This window comes from Pseudomonadota bacterium (assembly GCA_027624955.1).
Taxonomy (GTDB): Bacteria; Pseudomonadota; Alphaproteobacteria; order UBA828; family UBA828; genus PTKB01.
In genome coordinates, this window is the sequence record JAQBTG010000033.1 from 26,212 (window position 1) to 44,346 (window position 18,135).

The 18,135-nt window shown below is 59.5% G+C and carries 16 protein-coding genes; 4 read left to right on the plus strand and 12 right to left on the minus strand.

Features of this window, described 5'->3' with window-relative positions; translation table 11 throughout:
- Window positions 1-81 precede the first annotated feature (81 nt).
- The 4 genes from prpB (at window position 82) to O3A94_12845 (ending at window position 3,864) form a co-directional block, all read left to right on the plus strand.
- Window positions 82-987 carry a methylisocitrate lyase gene (prpB, locus tag O3A94_12830; protein MDA1357135.1) on the plus strand — a complete coding sequence of 302 codons (906 nt, stop codon included), beginning with the start codon at window positions 82-84 and terminating at the stop codon, window positions 985-987.
- A gap of 72 nt (window positions 988-1,059) precedes the next feature.
- Complete coding sequence (locus O3A94_12835) at window positions 1,060-2,259, plus strand: CoA transferase (protein ID MDA1357136.1); 1,200 nt, start codon at window positions 1,060-1,062, stop codon at window positions 2,257-2,259.
- Entirely contained in the window at window positions 2,252-3,061 is an 810-nt protein-coding gene (locus O3A94_12840) for an enoyl-CoA hydratase (protein MDA1357137.1), read from the plus strand. Before O3A94_12835 ends, O3A94_12840 begins: the two co-directional genes overlap by 8 nt.
- Window positions 3,062-3,072: 11 nt before the next feature.
- Window positions 3,073-3,864 carry a hydroxyacylglutathione hydrolase gene (locus tag O3A94_12845; protein MDA1357138.1) on the plus strand — a complete coding sequence of 264 codons (792 nt, stop codon included), beginning with the start codon at window positions 3,073-3,075 and terminating at the stop codon, window positions 3,862-3,864.
- Between the two features lie 6 nt (window positions 3,865-3,870).
- Here O3A94_12845 and O3A94_12850 read toward each other — a convergent pair whose 3' ends face one another.
- From O3A94_12850 to O3A94_12905, 12 genes are all read right to left on the minus strand, one after another.
- Entirely contained in the window at window positions 3,871-4,854 is a 984-nt protein-coding gene (locus O3A94_12850) for a threonine/serine dehydratase (GenBank protein MDA1357139.1), read from the minus strand.
- Window positions 4,855-4,864: 10 nt separating this feature from the next.
- Window positions 4,865-5,656 (minus strand): 3-oxoadipate enol-lactonase, encoded by a 792-nt coding sequence (gene pcaD, locus O3A94_12855; GenBank protein ID MDA1357140.1) that lies wholly within the window; start codon window positions 5,654-5,656, stop codon window positions 4,865-4,867.
- Window positions 5,657-5,666: 10 nt separating this feature from the next.
- Window positions 5,667-6,173 carry a VOC family protein gene (locus tag O3A94_12860; GenBank protein MDA1357141.1) on the minus strand — a complete coding sequence of 169 codons (507 nt, stop codon included), beginning with the start codon at window positions 6,171-6,173 and terminating at the stop codon, window positions 5,667-5,669.
- A 27-nt stretch (window positions 6,174-6,200) separates the two neighbouring features.
- Window positions 6,201-6,998, minus strand: a complete 798-nt coding sequence (locus tag O3A94_12865; GenBank protein MDA1357142.1) for an enoyl-CoA hydratase — start codon at window positions 6,996-6,998, stop codon at window positions 6,201-6,203.
- Window positions 6,999-7,003: 5 nt separating this feature from the next.
- On the minus strand, window positions 7,004-9,115 hold the full coding sequence (locus O3A94_12870; protein ID MDA1357143.1) for an acetate--CoA ligase family protein: 2,112 nt from the start codon (window positions 9,113-9,115) through the stop codon (window positions 7,004-7,006).
- 11 nt (window positions 9,116-9,126) lie between these two features.
- Window positions 9,127-10,131: an acyl-CoA dehydrogenase family protein gene (locus tag O3A94_12875; protein MDA1357144.1), complete on the minus strand. Its 1,005-nt coding sequence runs from the start codon at window positions 10,129-10,131 to the stop codon at window positions 9,127-9,129.
- Window positions 10,128-11,291, minus strand: coding sequence for an acyl-CoA dehydrogenase family protein (locus tag O3A94_12880; protein MDA1357145.1), 1,164 nt, complete (start codon window positions 11,289-11,291; stop codon window positions 10,128-10,130). The genes O3A94_12875 and O3A94_12880 overlap by 4 nt, the downstream gene beginning before the upstream one ends.
- 66 nt (window positions 11,292-11,357) lie before the next feature.
- On the minus strand, window positions 11,358-12,410 hold the full coding sequence (locus O3A94_12885) for an NAD(P)-dependent oxidoreductase (GenBank protein MDA1357146.1): 1,053 nt from the start codon (window positions 12,408-12,410) through the stop codon (window positions 11,358-11,360).
- Between the two features lie 2 nt (window positions 12,411-12,412).
- A complete protein-coding gene (locus O3A94_12890; GenBank protein ID MDA1357147.1) occupies window positions 12,413-13,213 on the minus strand; it encodes an aldolase/citrate lyase family protein in 801 nt (266 codons plus the stop codon).
- A 34-nt stretch (window positions 13,214-13,247) separates the two neighbouring features.
- Entirely contained in the window at window positions 13,248-13,547 is a 300-nt protein-coding gene (locus tag O3A94_12895; GenBank protein ID MDA1357148.1) for a putative quinol monooxygenase, read from the minus strand.
- Window positions 13,544-15,550 carry a hypothetical protein gene (locus tag O3A94_12900; GenBank protein MDA1357149.1) on the minus strand — a complete coding sequence of 669 codons (2,007 nt, stop codon included), beginning with the start codon at window positions 15,548-15,550 and terminating at the stop codon, window positions 13,544-13,546. The genes O3A94_12895 and O3A94_12900 overlap by 4 nt, the downstream gene beginning before the upstream one ends.
- Before the next feature lie 112 nt (window positions 15,551-15,662).
- Window positions 15,663-17,909 carry a CHASE2 domain-containing protein gene (locus tag O3A94_12905; GenBank protein MDA1357150.1) on the minus strand — a complete coding sequence of 749 codons (2,247 nt, stop codon included), beginning with the start codon at window positions 17,907-17,909 and terminating at the stop codon, window positions 15,663-15,665.
- Window positions 17,910-18,135: the final 226 nt, after the last annotated feature.

The following is an 18,135-nucleotide window of genomic DNA, read 5'->3' on the forward strand; positions in this document are numbered from 1 at the left end:
CTTCTTACATATCGAATCAATTTGAAATTTGAGCATAATCGGACTGCCAGGGCGGGCCAACTGCACGAGAGGTATAAAGCCATGATCGACGCGCAAAAGACAGCCGGAGAGAAACGCGCGGCGTTTCGCCAGAAACTCGCGCAAGGCGGGCTCATGCGATTTCCCGGCGCCTTCGCGCCACTGGTGGCGATGATGGTCGAACAGGCCGGCTTCGATGGCGTTTATATCTCGGGCGCCGGAATCGCGGCCGAGAAGGGCCTGCCCGATATCGGCCTGACCAGCCAGGAAGAAGTCGTCGCGCGTGCCCAGCTCATCGCCCGGGTGAGTGATCTGCCGGCGATCGTCGACATCGATACCGGTTTCGGCGACGCGATGAATGCCGCCCGCACGATCACGCGCCTCGATGAAATGGGCCTTGCCGGCTGCCATATGGAGGACCAGGTCAGCGCCAAGCGCTGCGGCCATCTCGACAACAAGTTATTGATCGACACGCCCGACATGTGCCGCAAACTGCGCGCCGCCGCCGAAGCCAAACGCGACCCCAATTTCCTGCTTATCGCACGCACCGATGCACGCGCGCCGGAAGGTCTGGACAGTGCCATAGCGCGCGCCAAGGCTTATGCCGATTCCGGCGCCGATATGATCTTTCCCGAAGCGCTGCAAAGCGAAGCTGAGTTCGCAGCATTCCGCAACGCCATCGACCTGCCGCTGCTCGCCAATATGACCGAATTCGGAAAATCACCGCTGTTGAGCGCGCCCCAGTTGGAGGCGCTTGGCATTAATATCGTCATCTATCCGATGACCGCCATGCGCTTGGCGTTGAAAGCCATTGATGACGGCCTCACCGCCCTAAAAACAAATGACGACCAAGCCGCGCTGGTCGAGCATATGTGGACGCGAAGCCGGCTCTACGAGGCGCTCGGCTACGCCGCCTACAATCAATTCGACCAGGACATATTCAATTTTGATCTCGGTGCGAAAGATTAATCCGCTCGGGTCTCGCGAAGCCGGGCCAGCAGGGCTAAACTGTCCGCCGCAATAGAGCCACGAGAAAATATTATGCCTCTTGATCTCTCCGGACAGGCGCTGGCGCGCTTTAAAGTTCTCGACCTGACGCGATATCGCGCCGGCCCCACCGCGGCCCGTCAAATGGCGGACTGGGGCGCAGACGTCATCAAGATTGAGATGCCACCAGCGCCGGGCGAGAACTCCCAGGCAGACCCTGTCAAAGCACGCCACGGGCCGGATTTTCAAAACCTGCACCGCAACAAGCGCAGCCTGACCTTGAACCTAAAAGACCCGGACGGCTTGGCGATATTCAAGCAACTGGCTGATGGCGTGGATGTCGTCATCGAGAATTACCGCCCCGACGTCAAACACCGGCTTGGCATAGATTATGAGACGCTGAGCGCCACCAACCCGCGCCTGGTCTATGCCAGCATCTCCGGCTTCGGACAGGACGGCCCCTACGAGAAACGCCCCGGGTTCGACCAGATCGCGCAAGGCATGGGCGGCTTGATGTCGATCACCGGCATGCCCGGCGAGGGACCGATGCGCGTTGGCATTCCAATTGCCGATCTCAGCGCCGGAATGTATTGCGCCCTTGGTATAATGGTGGCGCTCCTCGAACGCGAAGTTTCAGGCAAGGGGCAATGGGTGCAATCCTCGCTCCTCCAGGCACAAATCTCGATGCTCGATTTTCAGGCCGCGCGCTGGCTGGTCGACCATGAAGTGCCGCCCCAAGCCGGCAACAATCATCCGACCAGCATCCCGACCGGTGTGTATCCGACCACCGACGGCCATATCAATATCGCCACGGCTGGCGGTGAAATATATGAACGTCTCTGCCGCGCGCTCGGCGATGAGGAACTGATCACCGATCCCAACTACGCCACCGGCAAGGCACGCTCCGATAACCGTGACGCCTTGAACGAGCGCTTAAACGCGCTCACGCGGGATAAATCGAGCGCGGAATGGGTGCAAATTCTCAACGATGCCGGTGTGCCGTGCGGGCCGATCTACGATATCGACGAAATGTTCGACGATCCGCAGGTCAAGCATCTTGGCATGGCGGCGCCGGTCGATCACCCCACCCTCGGCCCAATCGAAATCGTCAGCCAGGCCACTTCGCTCAGCCGCACGCCGTTCCGCATCCATTCAGCGACGCCGGATCTGGGCCAGCACACGGACGAAATATTGAACGGCCTTGGTATCAATACAGCAGATATTTCCAGCCTGAAGGAGCGTGGCATTGTCTAAAAGCCAGCAAACGCCTTACGGCGACAAGATGATCGCCGAGAAAGACGGCGCCGTCGGCTGGATGATCTTCAACAATGTGGAACGGCACAATGCGCTGTCGCTCGACATGTGGGAGGCCATTCCGCACATTCTCGACCAATTTGAGGCAGACGCTGAAGTTCGCGTTATCGTCCTCAAGGGTGCCGGCGAGAAATCCTTTATCTCAGGCGCCGATATTTCAGAATTCGACAAGAAACGCGCGAGCGCCGAAGCGGTCGCGCAATATGACAACATCGCGCATGAGGCGAGCGAGCGGCTGATCCACGCGGCCAAGCCAACCATCGCCATGATACGCGGCTATTGCATTGGCGGCGGCCTTGGCGTCGCACTGTCCTGCGACATGCGGATCGCGAGTGTTGGCTCGCGCTTCGCTATCCCGGCGGCCAAGCTTGGGCTGGGATACCGTGTCAGTTCGTTGCAGCCGTTGGTCGCCCTGATCGGACCCGCCTTCGCCAAGGAAATCATTATTACAGCGCGTCAATTTAATTGCACCGAGGCGCTTGCCATGGGGCTGATTAATCGTGCCGTTGCCGCGGATGAGTTGGAGACCTACACCGCCGATTATTGCGCACGCATAGCCGCGAACGCGCCGCTCACCATGTTGGCGGCCAAACGGACGGTCGATGAAATTGCCCGAGCGCCGAGCGACCTCAACCGCGAACTTTGCGAACGCCTCGTCGAAGAATGTTTTTCGAGCGCGGATTATGTCGAGGGGCGGCGCGCCTTCATGGAAAAACGTAAGCCCCAATTCGAGGGGCGTTAACGGAGTCAATTATGATCGTCGAACAAATCTGGACCGCCAACTCCTACCGCAACTTTAACTATCTGATCGCCTGCCCGGAGACGGGAGACGCGTTGGCCATCGATCCACTCGATCACCAAAAATGCTTGTCTGCCGCCAAAGAAAAAGGTTGGAACATCACCCAGGTGGTGAACACGCATGAACATGGCGATCATACCGGCGGCAACAAGCAGGTTATCGCTGCCACAGGCGCCAAGCTGCTCGCCCATGCCAACGCCAAGGGAAGCATCCCCGGTATCGACCGTGGTCTCGGCGCCGGCGACATCATCAAAGTAGGCAAGACGATTGAGCTGGAATCTCTCGATACGCCGGGTCACACCATGAGCCATGTCTGCCTGCTGTCGCATAGCGATACCCCGGCGCTGTTCTGCGGCGATACCCTGTTCAACGCCGGTGCCGGCAACTGCCACGGGGGAGGCCATCCGGCGGAGCTATACCAGACGTTCACCGGTCAGTTGGCGATTCTGCCGGATGAGACACGGGTTTATCCCGGCCACGATTACATCGCCAACAATCTCGAATTCACGCTGGATCGGGAGCCCGGCAACGCGGCCGCCAAAGCACTGCTCGCCGATGTCGCCAATCAAGACCCGGATGATCCGCTGGTGTCGACCCTGGCGATCGAGAAAGAGGTGAACACGTTTTTCCGCCTGCATAACCCGTCGGTCATGGCGCGCCTGCGCGAGAGCTTCCCGGACCTACCGGCGGAACTCGATGCCAAGACGGTGTTCGTCAAGCTCCGGGAATTGCGCAACGACTGGTAGGCAGCGTCACGCCGTCTCAAACAGCGCGTGCGCCGCGAAGCTGGCGAAATCGATGTTGGCACCGCACACGATGACACCGACCCGTTTGCCCTGAAGGCGTTCGCGCAACGGCCCGAGCAAAGCCGCGGTCGCGGCGGCACCGGCGGGCTCTACCGCCAACTTCATCTCGGAGAACAGCAAGCCCATCGCGCGGCGCATCGCGTCATCGTCGATCAGGACAATTTCGTCGACAGTCTGTTGGCAGAGGGCGAAGGAATAGGGCAAGGCATAGGGCGCGCCGAGGCTGTCGGCAATGGTGCGCACTTTGTCGATGGTTTGCGGCGAGCCGGCCCGGAAGCTGCGTGACATGCTGTCCGCTCCTTCGGGCTCAACGCCATATATTTGACAGGCCGGCTGCACCAATTTGAAGGCACTGGCGACACCGGCGCACAAACCGCCGCCGCCGATCGGTACAATCAGCGTGTCCAACTGCGGTGCCTGGCGGGCGAATTCCAGTCCCAATGTCGCGGTACCGAGCGCCGTTAATTCACCTTCGAAGGGATGCACGAATGTGCGCTCCTCCGCCTTTTCGATCTGCTTGACGGTGTCGAAGGCCTGATGGACGTCTTCGGCGAAGATGACTTCTGCGCCGTAAGCCCGGCATTGCGAAACACGGAACGGATTGGCACTTTTCATCATCACAACTTTGGCGCTGGCACCAGAACTTTGGGCGGCAAACGCTGCTGCAATGGCGTGATTGCCGGCACTGACGGCGGTCACTCCCTTGGCCAATTGTTCATCGGAGAGGCTGAGAAGATTGACCAGGGCGCCGCGCGCCTTGAAGGTCCCGGTGTGCTGGAACAGTTCAAGCTTCAATATCACTTCGGTATCCACGCCTAGAATATTGTTCAACTGCGGGCCGTGCCAATGGTGAATTGGCGTCGCCACCACTTTACCTTTGATCCGTGCTGCCGCGGCCTCGATCGCCGCCAAAGTTAGTGCCGCAACCATGTTGCTTACCCTACCCGTGCGCCGTCAGAAAATCCTGGACCGCGGCGGTAAAGGCTTCTGGCTGCTCTAAATTGGAAAGATGGGCCGCGGGGTCAAGCTCGACATATCGTGCATTGGCAAGAACCGACTGCATCGCGCGCATGCCATCGGGCGGCGTGGCGATATCCTGCGCCCCGGCGATAAGCAGAACCGGTTTGTCGATTGCCGAGAGACGCGACATATAATTGATATTTTGTACAGCGCGCGAGCAGCCGGCATAACCCTGCGCCGGCGTGGTCCGCACCATCTCGCGCACATCTTCGAGGAAGGCAGGAGCGGTGGCACGCAGGTCTTCGGTGAACCAGCGCGCAACCGTGGTCTCGACGAGCGGCGCCATGCCTTCTTTAAGCGCCAGGGCGATGCGATCATCAAATATAGCGCGAAACTCCGGCGTCGCGTCGGCGCGGGAATTGCAGATCGTCACACTCAGCAATCGCTCTGGATGGTTGAGGCCAAGACCCATCGCCGTCATACCGCCCATGGAGAGACCGAGAAAATGACAAGCATCGATGCCGTGTGCCTGCATCAGGGCGGCGGCGTCATCGGCGAGCAGGTCGAAATCATAATCTCCGGCTGGCGCATCGCTCTGGCCATGGCCGCGCTGGTCGTAGCGCAGCACCCGGTAATCCGTGGCTAACACTGCAGTTTGACGGTCCCACATGGTGAGATTGGTCGCCAATGAATTGCTCAGCATCAGCCACGGCGCGCCTTCCCGGCCGTCGATACGGCAATTGAAGGTGATGCCGTTTGCTTGGGTTTTCATAGCTCTTCCGTCAAGGCTTGTGCGGTTGGTCATAGTTAGACCAGGTTTGTTCGTAGCTATGTGAGCTGAGTTCGATGACATTGCCCCATGGGTCTTGGCAATAGCACACTTTGCACGGCTTATCGGGCCACAGTTTCCATACTTTAGAGCGCTGCTTGCCGCCGCTCTCATCGATGCGTTTGGCCAATTTCTCGATTTCCGGGTCGGTGAAGCAGATGTGGAAAATTCCGGCCTTCCAATATTCGAAATTATCCTCCGGCACCACGCTTTTGGGGTTGGTGAACTGGAACAACTCGATGCCTACACCATCGCCTGTCGCCAGATGTGCGAGCTTCATCTCGCCAAAGCCTGGGCCAAAAATATCGGCAATGATCTCGGCGAAATATCCGCCGTCGTCGGCCGCCGCGATAGGTGCCATGACGACCGTACAGCCGAACAAATCCTGATACCATTTTACCGCCGCGTCGAGATCGGTCACCGTGATGCCGACATGATTCATGGTGCGCGGATAGACCATTACTACCTCCTTTTCTGGTTTGCTACGTTACGAACCGCCGCCTTTGAAATTTGGCGCGCGTTTTTCAAGAAAAGCATCTACTGCCTCATGATGGTCTTTGCCCATCGCCAGAACGCCATAATTTGAGGCTCCGATATCGAGGCTTGTTGACAGATCAGTCGCCTGCCCGGCGCGGACGGCGCGTTTAATCGCGCGGATCGATTGTGTCGGCCCGGCGGCAAGGCGCTCCGCCAGGGCCCGTGCAAACGGCATCAGCTCGTCGTCGGGCAGTGCCTTGTTGACCAGACCGATGCGTTCGGCTTCGTCGCCATCGATAAAATCGCCGGTCCACAGCATTTCCAACGCTCGCGCCTTGCCGATAATGCGCGGCAAAAAATATGCGCCGCCAGCGCCCGGCAGCAGAGCGAGCTTGACGTAGGTTTCAGCGAATTTTGCCGACCGCGCGGCGTAGCGCAGGTCGCACATCAAGGCCAAATCGAGGCCGGCGCCGGTCGCCGCGCCGTTAATCGCGGCAATCACCGGCTTGTCCATATTTTCAAGAATGCGGGGGATACGGTGGACATGGCCGATCAGCTCGTCCTTGCGTTCTTGCGGGCCGCTTTCCTGTCCCTGCTTCATCAGTTCATCGATATCCCCGCCGCTGCAAAATGCCTTGCCGGCGCCGGTGATCAGAACCACATGCACGTCGGCGCGCGCGGCGCTTTCTTCGAGACGCGCTGCCCATTCATCGATCATGGCCAAGGTGAAGGCATTGCGCCGCTCGGGCCTATTCAACGTGATGGTGGCGACACGATCCGCCACTGCAAACAAAATATCTCCAGCCATGTAATTTACGCTCCCCTGCTTTCACATGTCACGATGAGCGCGTCGAGCGCCATCAGCCCCTCGCCTTCCTCATAAACCACCACCGGGTTGAGGTCGAGTTCTTGAATGCGGTCTCGGTTGCGCGCGGCGAAGAAACTGAGTTGAACCAGGAGGTCCACGAGCGCCTCTATATCGGCGGACCGCCTCCCGGCGCCACCGCTAAGCCGGGCGAACCCGCGAAGTGAAACGATCAACGCACGCGCGCGTGCGACGCCGAAAGGCGCCGGCGCCCACGCCACATCGCCAGCAATCTCTACGTCCGTGCCACCGAAGCCGACCATGACGAGCGGGCCGAAGGTTTCATCGCGCGCGATGCCGGCAATCATCTCAACGCCTTTGGGTGCCATCTTTTGCACCAACACGCCGTCGAGCACGATTTCATCCGGCAGGTTCGAGACCTGCTCGAATGCGCGCCGCACGTGCCGCTCGCCTTCAACATTAAGCGCCACGCCGCCGGCGGCGCTCTTATGGGTTAGCTGTGGAGATTGTGCCTTTAACGCTACCGCGCCCTTCAGTGCTTCAGCGGCAGCAACTGCGTCATCAGCAGCCTGAACGAGTCGCGCTGCGGGCATGGCGATACCGAGCGCCGCCAGATAGGGCGCGGCGGACCATTCCGTCAGCACCGCCTTGCCCTCAGGCAGGGCTGGCGTTTGCAGCTCCGCAGGCAATGTATCGGCGGCGCGAAGTTCAAGAAAGGCGGCGTAATCTGCCATTGCCTGGAGCGCCCGGGCGTTGCCTCGAACCGAGGTGTAGCACGGTATTCCCGTGGCAGAGAGATGCGCCAAGGCATCGCCATGCGGCATGGTGTAGGAGTGATACATCAGCGGCTTTTCCCAGCGCGCTTGAATGCGCGTGAGCTGCGCTTCTTCCGCGGCAATCATTGTTGCTTCGGCCATCGATGCGGCGACGATCACGCTGTCGATTTGCGGCGAATCATAGAGCCGCTCGATGGCAGCAACATTGCCGCCCTGCTCCAGCGCTTGCGCGGTGATGTCCACCGGATTCGAAACGCCGCCATAATCCGGAATGAAGCTACGCAGATCGGTCTGCACATCGGTATCTAATTCGGGCACGCTCAGGCCCTGCCGTTCACAGGCATCGGCCAGCCACACACCGACACCGCCGCTGATTGTCACGATACCGACATTTCTGCCCTTCGGGAGCGGACAGGAAGTGAACGCAGCGGCGATATCGAGTAATTCGTCCTGATCGTCCGCGCGGATCACCCCGGCGTGACGAAATACCGCGTCATAGGCGTGCGCGCCGCCCGTCAGGCTGCCGGTGTGCGACAGCGCGCCGCGCCGCGCCGCTTCCGAGCGGCCGAATTTTACCACGATCAACGGTTTGCCGAGCGCTGCCGCCTTCTCCGCTACGTCAAGAAATCCTGTGGCGCCGCGCAGTTGCTCGATTAAGAGGACAATGGCGCCAACCTCTTCCTTCTCCAACAGATGCTTGGTGAAATCGAGCAATCCCAAATGGCTCTCATTGCCGGTGCCCACCACATGGCTAAATGCGATGCCGCGCCGGATGCCCCGGTTATAGATCGCGAAGCCGAGACCACCGCTTTGCGAGACTATGGCGACGCGCCGCCGTGAGCCCGCGCCGGTGCGTGGAGTGTTGTCCAATTTGGTGCCGACGCTAAAGCTGGCGTTGAGGTTTATGCCGGTGTTGAGGAAGCCGGCGGTGTTGGGACCGCAAACGGCAATGCCGCGTGCCACCGCGATATCGCCGATTTGCGCTTGCAATTGCGCCGCGGCGTGACCGCTTTCGGCAAAGCCCGAGCTGAATATCACTGCGCCCCGGATGCCTGCGTCGGCGCATTCCTCTAGGGCAGCAGCCACGCGCTCGGCCGGGATCGCGATCAGCGCGAGATCAACCGGTTGGCCGATGGCGGCGATCGAGGCATAGGCGCGAAGGCCTTGGATTTCCGCATGCGCTGGATTGACCGGATAGATCGGGCCGCCATAGCCGCCGGCGAGAATCGCCGCGAGTATGCGCCCGCGTATTTTTCCAGCGTCCGGTGAGGCGCCGATAATCGCGATCGCGCGGGGCGACAGGAGGGCGTCGAGTGCGCTCACGATAGATTCCCTCAGCCACCTGATCCGGTGACGTCCGGCCACAACGCCGCGCCGCCGCGCGCCGCGACCTCTGCGCCGAGACGAGAATTCCACTCGGCTTCGTTGCCGAATTCCTCGCGCCACGCCCACAACGCCTTGGTGTAGCGGTGCAAGTCATGCTCTTCGGTGAAGCCGATGGCGCCGTGTAGCTGATGGGCGATGGCGGCGGCCTCACCCGCCGCTTCGCTGGCAGCCGCCTTGGCCGCCGCAACGGCGAGAAAATCAGGCGCGCCAACCGCCGCTTCGACGGCCGCGCAGGCCGCCGCAACATGCCCGGCAAGGACCGCCAAATGATGCTGCACCGCTTGGAATTTGGCGATTGGCCGTCCGAATTGGCGGCGCTCGCCAGCATATTGCACCGTCATGGCAAGGATCCTCTCCAGCGCGCCGGCGATCTGCGCCGCGCGCAACAGCGCGGCCTGTTCTTGCACTACCGCCGGGGATACACCCGCGACGGCATGAACGGATGGAGTGTTATCGAAACGCACATCGTCGCGCGGCTCGCAGGCGATGTTCTGCCCTGGCGCGATATGTGCGCCCGCCAACTTGACAAGGGCCAAAGTGCCGCCCTCCGGACTATCCGAAATTACCGCGATATGCGCCGCATGGCGGGCCCAGGGAACGCGGCGTGCGGTGCCGGATAGAGAGCCGTTGGCAGAGATTGCGATAGGTTCGGCGGCATCCGCCACGGCAATCGTCAGCGCGCCATCCGGCACAGCAAGGCCGGCGCCCTCCAACAGAGAGACCGCAAGAATTGTTTCCGGCAGGGGAATCAGCGCGGCAAAGCGACCGGCGACCTGGCAGATGGCCACCGCGAATTCCGGCATGTCGGCGCGCTCGAAGCCTGCCGCGGTGACAGCGCGCCATAATGCGTCAGGCCATTCGCCAGCTTCAACGCGGCGAAACAGCGCCGGCGTTACATGATCGGTGAACAGCCGCTCCGCCGATTCAGTGAGAAGTTCTAACTCTGCGTTCATCGGAGGCCGAGCCCGCGCGCGATGATCGAACGCATGATCTCCGTGGTGCCGCCGCGCAAGGTGAAGGACGGCAGCCGGAGGAGCGCTTCCGCCAGCATGGCGGGGAAATCCGCCGAATTTCCGCCTGCGGTGATTGTAGGTTGAACGGGCAGCACGGCGCGCGCGGTTTCCACCACTTCGCGCTCGAACTTGTTGCCGAGTTCCTTGACGATGGCGGCTTCGACGTCAGGCGACTCGCCCGCCTGCAGCATCGCTGCAACAGAAAGGGACATGCGCCGAAGCGTCCACAGCCTAGCGGTCAAGCGCCCGAGCGCCTCCGCCTGGCGGGCGTCAGGCGCGGGGCCGATTTCATCGACGAGTGCCTGGAAAATATGAAAATTACTGAGAAAGCGCTCCGGGCCACTGCGCTCATAGGCCAGTTCGCTGGTCACCTGCCGCCAACCCTCGCCTTCCTGGCCGATCAATCTGTCTAAAGGAATCTCAACATTGTCGAAGACGACTTCGTTGAACTCATGCGCGCCCAGCATGTTGACGATCGGATTGATCGTCACGCCGTCCTGACGGAGATCGATGAGAAACTGGCTGAGGCCGCCGTGACGGTCCTCGCCGGCATCTCCGGTACGGCACAATGTGATCATGTAATGATTGAGATGGGCATTGCTGGTCCACACCTTGGCGCCGTTCAAGCGCCAGCCATGGGCGGTGCGCTCGGCGCGGGTGCGGACGGATGCGAGGTCGGAGCCTGAATCCGGCTCACTCATGCCAATCGAAAAAAAGCATTCACCAGCGGCGATGCGGGGAAGCAGCTCCGCGCGCTGGGATTGTGAGCCGAAGCGCAATAGGAGCGGGCCGCTTTGCCGGTCGGCGATCCAATGGGCGAAGACCGGGGCACCAGCCGCCAACAATTCCTCGGTGACGACATAGCGCTCGAGATGAGAACGCTCGCCGCCGCCATAATGCTTCGGCCAGGTCATGCCGATCCAGCCTTTGTCGGCGATCTTGCGGCTGAATTCGGGCGAAAAACCGGCGCCGAAATCGCTGTTCGGAAGCCAAGGTTCCGCCGCCGATGATTCGGCGAGAAAGGCGCGCAATTCGGCGCGCAGTTCGGCTACCTCGTCGGGCAGGCGGGGCGGCGGAAAGCGCAGATTATTGGCGCTCAAGTGCGGCACGGAATACTCCTTCTATCGCGTCAGAATGCGCGGGAAGCCGCCTCGCCGCAACTATGATTAAGCGCCGAATCGCGCCTTAAGCGCCGCCATTTTGCCTTGCCAATCGGCGTTGTTGGTGATGCTGCGGTTGACCAATCCGCGCGGCTCTGCGCCCTTCATGGTCGCGAATACTGCGGCAACATCAGCGGCGCCGATTCCGGCGAAACATTCATCCGTCCAGCACAGGCCATGCGGCGTGAGAATGACGTTCTCAAGCTGAAGCAGTGGATCGTCAGCTTCAGGTGGCTCCGGATCAAAAACATCGAGGCCGGCGCCAGCGATGGCACCAATCTGCAACGCCTTGGTCAACGCCTTTTGATCTACCGTCGGCCCGCGCGATGTATTGATTAGAAAGGCCGTCGGCTTCATCAGGGCGATTAACTCAGCGCTTACGATTTGATAGGTTTCGTCGTTGTACGGGCAGTTGACCGCGAGAACGTCCGACTCTCTTGCCAGCGTCTCTTTGTCGACCATGTGCACACCCAACTCTTTCGCCACGGCGGCGTCGGCATAGGGATCATGGGCGATGAACTTCATATCGAACGGCATCGCCATGCGGAACATCTCGGCGCCGATATTGCCGATCCCCATGGTGCCAAGGGTTTTGCCGACCAGACCGACACCCATATGGTCGATCTTCTTAGCAAAGCCTGCCGGCCCCTGGCGGGTCAGTTTGTCCTTGATCAGGAGCTTGCCGGTGCAGGCCAGCATCAGCGCGATAATCGACACCGCTACCGGCCGGCGCACGCCGTCCGGGGTGATGGTGAGCGCGATGCCGTTATCGGAACAAGCCGCTACATCGACGGTGTCATAGCCGACGCCGAAACGGGCGACATGGGCCAAGCGGCCGTCCGCCGGGACGCTCGCACGGTCAAAGCGCTGGCCCAACAGAATGAGCGCGTCATGGCCGGCCAATTCGGCGGCCGAGACAGGCCCGTCTCGGCTTTGCAAATATTGCCACTCGACATTCGCCATATCGTCGAGCGGGGTCATATCGAACATCGGAAAGGCCGGCGAACCATCAGGCTTAATGAAATCACTGCTGACGGCGATACGGAAATTATCCGCCATGACTAACGCCCTTTCCGCTTGCGGCCGCCTTTGCAGGTGGCGCGTAGTTTGTCGGCACCCGCTTGCATGGTGGCTTGCAACATCCACACATCGCCAGAATGGCAGATAAAATCGAACCCCTGCTTGAACAGGGCGCCCCCTACTTTGGCATCGGGTACCAAACGACCGAGGGATTTGTCATACTTCTTGCATGCCGCCACGATCTTGCGGATCGCCGCCTTGAACTTTGGGTGGTCGAATTGCCCGGCGATGCCCATATCGGCGCTGAGATCAAAATGGCCGATCCACATGAGGTCGACACCCTTCATCGCGGCGATGGCTTCGGCGTTTTCCACGCCTTCCTCTGTTTCAATAAGGGCGCAAAAAGCCGTATCGCGATTGGCGTCCCTCAGTTTCTTCATCACTGGGCCGGGCGCATAGCGGTCATGAGCGATTTGTAGCGCCACGCCGCGCCCGCCCTCGGGCGGATATTTGATAAAGCTGAGCAAACGTTTCACTTCTTCCGGCGAGCCAACCATCGGGAAGATGACGGCGCTGGCGCCAATATCAAGCACGCGCGCGGCATGGTGATATTCCTTGGACGGCGGGCGGACGATGACCGGCAAATCCGCCGCCTGCATGTAGCGCAAAACTTGCTTGATATCGCCGATGCTGAAGCCGCTATGCTCCATATCAACGAAAGCGAAATCGCATCCCGATGCCTTGAGGATTTGCCCGATTCCAGGTGTATTGAATTCGACCAAAAATGTTCCAACCTTGAGGCGGCTATGCTTTGTCAAATTTTTGAACGCTGAATCAGCCATTTGCTTTTTCCCTTTATGTTGTTGTGTCGAGTTTTCAGGCGTCGTTGCTGACGCGAAATTTCGTGAGTTTGCGGTCCGTCACCAGGCCGCTTACGCGGTCGCTGAAATCCTTGAAATGTGTGGATTGCAGATGTTCCTGGAACGCCGCTTCGTCGTCATAGGTCTCGTAGAGCGTGATGCGGTTTTCTTCCTTGTTGGGTATCAGAACATCGAAGCATTGGCAGCCCGGCTCCTCGCGTTTCGAGGCCTCACCGTTTTTTAGGACTTCCTGGTGAAAAATGTCGAAGCTGCCTTCGAGCAGTTCGAATTCGACAATAATGGCAAAACGACTCATGCCCCCTCCAACTCAATGCGTAAAACTGCGTATGCGCCGAGGTCGAGGGCAGAGGCGTCGCCAAGCGAGCCGCGATCAGCGGCAAAGGCGGCCGGCTCGCACACGGCAGTTACAAAATTACTCTCATCCAACCGTCCGATGCGCGCAGCACCGGCGGGCAGGCCGGCGATCGTCACCTGTTGCGGCTCCGGTGTCAGATTGGCGAGCCACATCAGCGCGCCGTTAGCGGTGCGGTAGGCCACGCCCAAAATCTTATCCGGCGCAGACGTCTCCAGGTCGAGCATTTCAGAGGTGCTTGCGCCAGCCATGGCAGCGACGATATGGCGCAGCGGAAACACCCAGCCACCATCACCACTCACAGTGTCATCTCCGCGCGCAGCGGCCAAATCATCATACCAAGGTTGCGGATGCGCCATTTTGCGATAGGCGAGGCCAAATTCACCGACCGCCGCGCCGAGGCTCACGGCTTCCACTTCGCCCGCCGCCATACGCGCGACATAGCCAAGCGTAAAGGCGGAGCCGGCCAAGGCGCGGTGGCGAGGCTCCTGCTGGTTGAACGCCATGCGGATATTGGCCTGATTGTCGAAGGTGCTGGGGCCATAGGGATTGTAGCGCATGCCGATGGCGCTCGGGCCGACGCGATAAGGCTTGCCGTCTGACATGGCGCGCACCGAGCCGATGATTGACGGCAAGGATTGCAGGGTTTCCATCACCGAGCGGTCGTCTACTTCATGCACCACGGCCGAGGTCGTGTGCGAGATAAAATCGTAGAGATCGGCGCTTGGGTGGTTGCGGTTCATTTCGGTAAAATTAGTCAGCACACCGCCGCCGAGTGCAACGCCGGGAAAGGCCTTGCGCGCCGCGCCGTAGGTTTCCTCGAAGCTCGGCACGCCAAGCGCCGCGAGAGTTTCCAGGGTGAAATCCATGAGCCGGGCCTGCGCCACGATCACCGCGTCCGGCTTGACCCCCGCCGCCGCAATGGCGCTGGCGGCATCGCCCATCTCCGCATCCAGCGGGCGCGCGCAGGGTGCCACAATCTCGACCACCAATTCTGCCTGCAGGGCATCGGCCAGCTGTTGGCAGGCGGATAAATCGGCGCGTGCTTGATCGGCGCGGTATTCGGCGATAAGCAATTGCGGGCCGATATCGCGCAACAGATCGAGCGCGTCCAAACTCTTGCGGCCAAGATCGGCCGGCACGCCGATGCCGATGCGCGGCATTTTCTTGCCGCTGCCGGCGCCGAGCGTGACCTTTACCGCTGCATCACTGCTTGTGGCTGAGCCCTTCGCGGTGCCGTCAAACGTCAGCGCGACCGTCTGGTCAAATTCACTGCCGCCGGGAATGACATAGGGGAAAGGCAGCGACAGCGGGCGGTAATAGGTCTTGTAGGACGCATCTGTCCAATTGCGCTGGTCCTCACACTCCCACGCATGTTCGCCCTCCATCCGGCATGTCACGCGGAGGCCCGGCGCCACTTCATGGCTGATCGCGCGCATGTCGAAAAACGGCTGCAACGGCATAACATGATCAGGGAAAATCGTCTCTTCGGCGCTGCCATCGACATGCAGGATGGTGCAGGGTTGCCCGGCGACGCCTTCGACCGCATGCAGAATGACAAAACCAGTCCTGTTGGTTTCAAAATCGCTCCCGGTGCGGGCCGCGACGTTGAATTCTAGGCCGCCCGACGCCGAACCGGTGATCTCGGCATGAAAATTTATCGCACCATTGGCTTCGTCGACCGCGGCGTCGTAGGAAATTCGGAAATCAATCACTCCCTCTTCTACAGAGAGATTGGAAATTGCCGGGTGAAAGGTCTGCCAGCCTGGACCGCGCACGACAAAGGCGATACCGCGTATGGCTTCATATCCGGCCATCCGCACATACCGCAATTTTCCCGCTTCGAGTTCGACGGATAGCGGACCGGCGCTGAGGGTGCGTATTTCCGCCCGCGGTTCTTCTGTTCCGAACAGCCTGATCGCTCTAGTCGGAGGCGTAAGGGCCATGTCACTCTCCCAATCGGCGGTATTTGTTCTTTATATTCCGTCGATCGAGCGAGTATAGCCATGGTCTACCTGTTGGACCATGGCTATACAATTTCGCAATCTACTCTTCAAATTAGCATCCGCCCCAGTCTTCACTCAGCACGCGTGAACTCGGAAACAAAAGTTTGACCGTCGTGCCGACCCCGGGCGCGCTATCAATTTCCAACTCACCGTCATGCAAGTCGATAAATTTCGAGACGAGATAGAGACCAAGGCCACTGCCTTCAAATTTTCGCTCAAGTGAGCCATCCGCCTGCTGAAAAGGCAGCAATACCCTGGGAATATCTTCCTTAGACATACCAATGCCTTCATCTGATGTTTCAATCACCATTCTGCCATACTCGTCGACATAGGCACGGATACGAATTTCGCCGCGATCCTCCGTAAATTTCACTGCATTCGAAACGATATTGATCATCATCTGCATAAGGAGGCGCTCGTCAGCCTGTAGGCGCGGCAAATCCTCCGCAAAATCGGATACCAAGTTTGCGGTTAGATGGTCTTTTGAACCGCGAATTAATCTCAAACTGGCCGAGATCACGTCGGAAACGTCGATGATGCTGTTTTCGACATCAAACTTTCCTGCCTCGACGCGGGAGACACTGAGAATGTCCGTAACAAGTGTCAAAAGACCTGCACCACTTCTGTAGATGTCATTCGCGTATTCGAGGTATTGCGGATTGCTGATTGGTCCGAATAACTGGTTTCTCAAGATATCGGAGAAGCCAATAATTGCGTTGAGCGGCGTGCGCAGCTCGTGGCTCATGACTGCAAGAAACTCAGCCTTCGACCGTCCGGCCGATAGGGCTTCTTCCAGGGCTTTCTCTTGCGCCTGTTCAAGAAATTTTCGGTGCCTTATATCGCGAAAAGTATAGACGCGAATTACGCGAGCCTCTACGCGGCGCTCGAAGGGAGATTTGCCGATTTCGACGGCTGATTCGCTGGTGACCACTTCCAAGGGTATTCTCTCGCCATCGCTGCGGACAAATTCCAATTCGGGGGCGGGCGGCGCCGCGGCAGTACCGTGTTCCGAGCCACGCGACAAATTATTTGAAAGTTCAAGAATATCTGCGCCCGGTAAGATTGATTCGATGGATTTGAGCAGCACCTCCTGGCGCCGGAGGGTAAGAAGATTCTCCGCAGCATCATTGAAAAATTGAATACGCCCCTTGCTGTCGGTGATCACGATGCCATGGAAGTTATTGTCGAGAACGGCATCCATCATGTTCCGCCGATGCTGAACGGCCATTCCTTGTACGAACAGCCGATAGGCTTGCTGATCTATACCGCGCGCCATTGCCGCAAGAAATGCAGCCAACAGACACAGCATCCAGAACCCGGAATCGACAAGAGTCGTTGACCACGCCTGCACGGCAAGTGCGGAAAAAAATAGGAGTGCGATCCCGGCCACCAGGGTGAGGGCTCCCCGGCGCCACTTGCCGATGCCAAAGATCGTCAAAAAAACTAGCCCGAGAGCGAAACCGATTGCCGCCACGGCAACCATAGGAAAGCGCTGCAACATGCGGTTTTGCACCATGGACTCATAAGCCAATGCATGAACCAGCGTACCCGGCACCGTTCCATAGGCTGGGATAGTGAACCGGGCGCCGAGTTCAGCGGCGCTCGCGCCGATGAGAACCGACTTTCCGTCCAAGGGGGTGAGGTCCGTCCGGCCAAGATAAATATCCGCATAGGAATACACCGGGATCGTTTCGGCGCGAATTCCGTAATCGACATGAAATATTTTCTCGATGCCATCGGAACTGCCCGCGAGAAGCGCCGCCATACTGGCAATGGTAATGCCATTCCAGTTTTCCACCGTCGCGTGGCGGCGGATCACGCCGTCGGAATCCGCAGATACGTTAACCGAACCGGGGACTGCGTTATCGCGCAATCGTGCGATCGGCCCCACCAAGATAATCCGCTCCTCCAGGCCGACACGTGATGAATTTTGCCGAAACACCGGAAGGATGACTTGTCCCGGCGAATTCGCCAGCGCTCGCGCCAATTGGCCATCCTCTTGCGATGAGGAGCGGGCGCTAAAATCGACATTCAATGCGATGTCTCGGACCCCGGCTTCCTTCAGCCGTTCTATCAATTCAGCGTGAATCGACCGTGGCCACGGCCATGAGTTCAACGCCGCCAAGCTGTGCGCATCGATTTCGATTAAAACTAGTTTCTGGCTGGCATCCGATCTAGCCAGCCTAAACTGCGATGATGTCAGAAGATTGTCGAGGCCAGTTAGCCCGCCCAAACCATAGGCGACGGCCAAAACGCAGAATAACCCAAAAAAGAGAGCCTTCTGACGTAGCAATTTCATGAGCGCGGCGGACAAAGCCACTGCTCGGCCCCTACGACCTTGTCGATGTTGGCGACAAGAAATCAGCAGCCGAATGTGATTGGCATGGGTTAACCACCGCCATTGCCGCCACCATTGCCGCCACCATTGCCGCCGCCATTGCCACCGCCGTTGCCACCGCCGCCGCCACCAGCGCCACCCGAACCACCGGAGCCGCCCGAGCCACCGGAGCCGCCCGAACCACCGG

What these genes read in the sequence shown, in the direction of transcription:
- O3A94_12900 (MDA1357149.1), bottom strand. Translation starts at nt 15,550, where the DNA reads ATGGCCCTTACGCCTCCGACTAGAGCGATCAGGCTGTTCGGAACAGAA.
- O3A94_12905 (MDA1357150.1), bottom strand. Translation starts at nt 17,909, where the DNA reads ATGAAATTGCTACGTCAGAAGGCTCTCTTTTTTGGGTTATTCTGCGTT.
- O3A94_12865 (MDA1357142.1), bottom strand. Translation starts at nt 6,998, where the DNA reads ATGGCTGGAGATATTTTGTTTGCAGTGGCGGATCGTGTCGCCACCATC.
- O3A94_12845 (MDA1357138.1), top strand. Translation starts at nt 3,073, where the DNA reads ATGATCGTCGAACAAATCTGGACCGCCAACTCCTACCGCAACTTTAAC.
- O3A94_12835 (MDA1357136.1), top strand. Translation starts at nt 1,060, where the DNA reads ATGCCTCTTGATCTCTCCGGACAGGCGCTGGCGCGCTTTAAAGTTCTC.
- O3A94_12875 (MDA1357144.1), bottom strand. Translation starts at nt 10,131, where the DNA reads ATGAACGCAGAGTTAGAACTTCTCACTGAATCGGCGGAGCGGCTGTTC.
- pcaD (MDA1357140.1), bottom strand. Translation starts at nt 5,656, where the DNA reads ATGAAAACCCAAGCAAACGGCATCACCTTCAATTGCCGTATCGACGGC.
- O3A94_12890 (MDA1357147.1), bottom strand. Translation starts at nt 13,213, where the DNA reads ATGGCTGATTCAGCGTTCAAAAATTTGACAAAGCATAGCCGCCTCAAG.
- O3A94_12895 (MDA1357148.1), bottom strand. Translation starts at nt 13,547, where the DNA reads ATGAGTCGTTTTGCCATTATTGTCGAATTCGAACTGCTCGAAGGCAGC.
- O3A94_12860 (MDA1357141.1), bottom strand. Translation starts at nt 6,173, where the DNA reads ATGGTCTATCCGCGCACCATGAATCATGTCGGCATCACGGTGACCGAT.
- prpB (MDA1357135.1), top strand. Translation starts at nt 82, where the DNA reads ATGATCGACGCGCAAAAGACAGCCGGAGAGAAACGCGCGGCGTTTCGC.
- O3A94_12885 (MDA1357146.1), bottom strand. Translation starts at nt 12,410, where the DNA reads ATGGCGGATAATTTCCGTATCGCCGTCAGCAGTGATTTCATTAAGCCT.
- O3A94_12850 (MDA1357139.1), bottom strand. Translation starts at nt 4,854, where the DNA reads ATGGTTGCGGCACTAACTTTGGCGGCGATCGAGGCCGCGGCAGCACGG.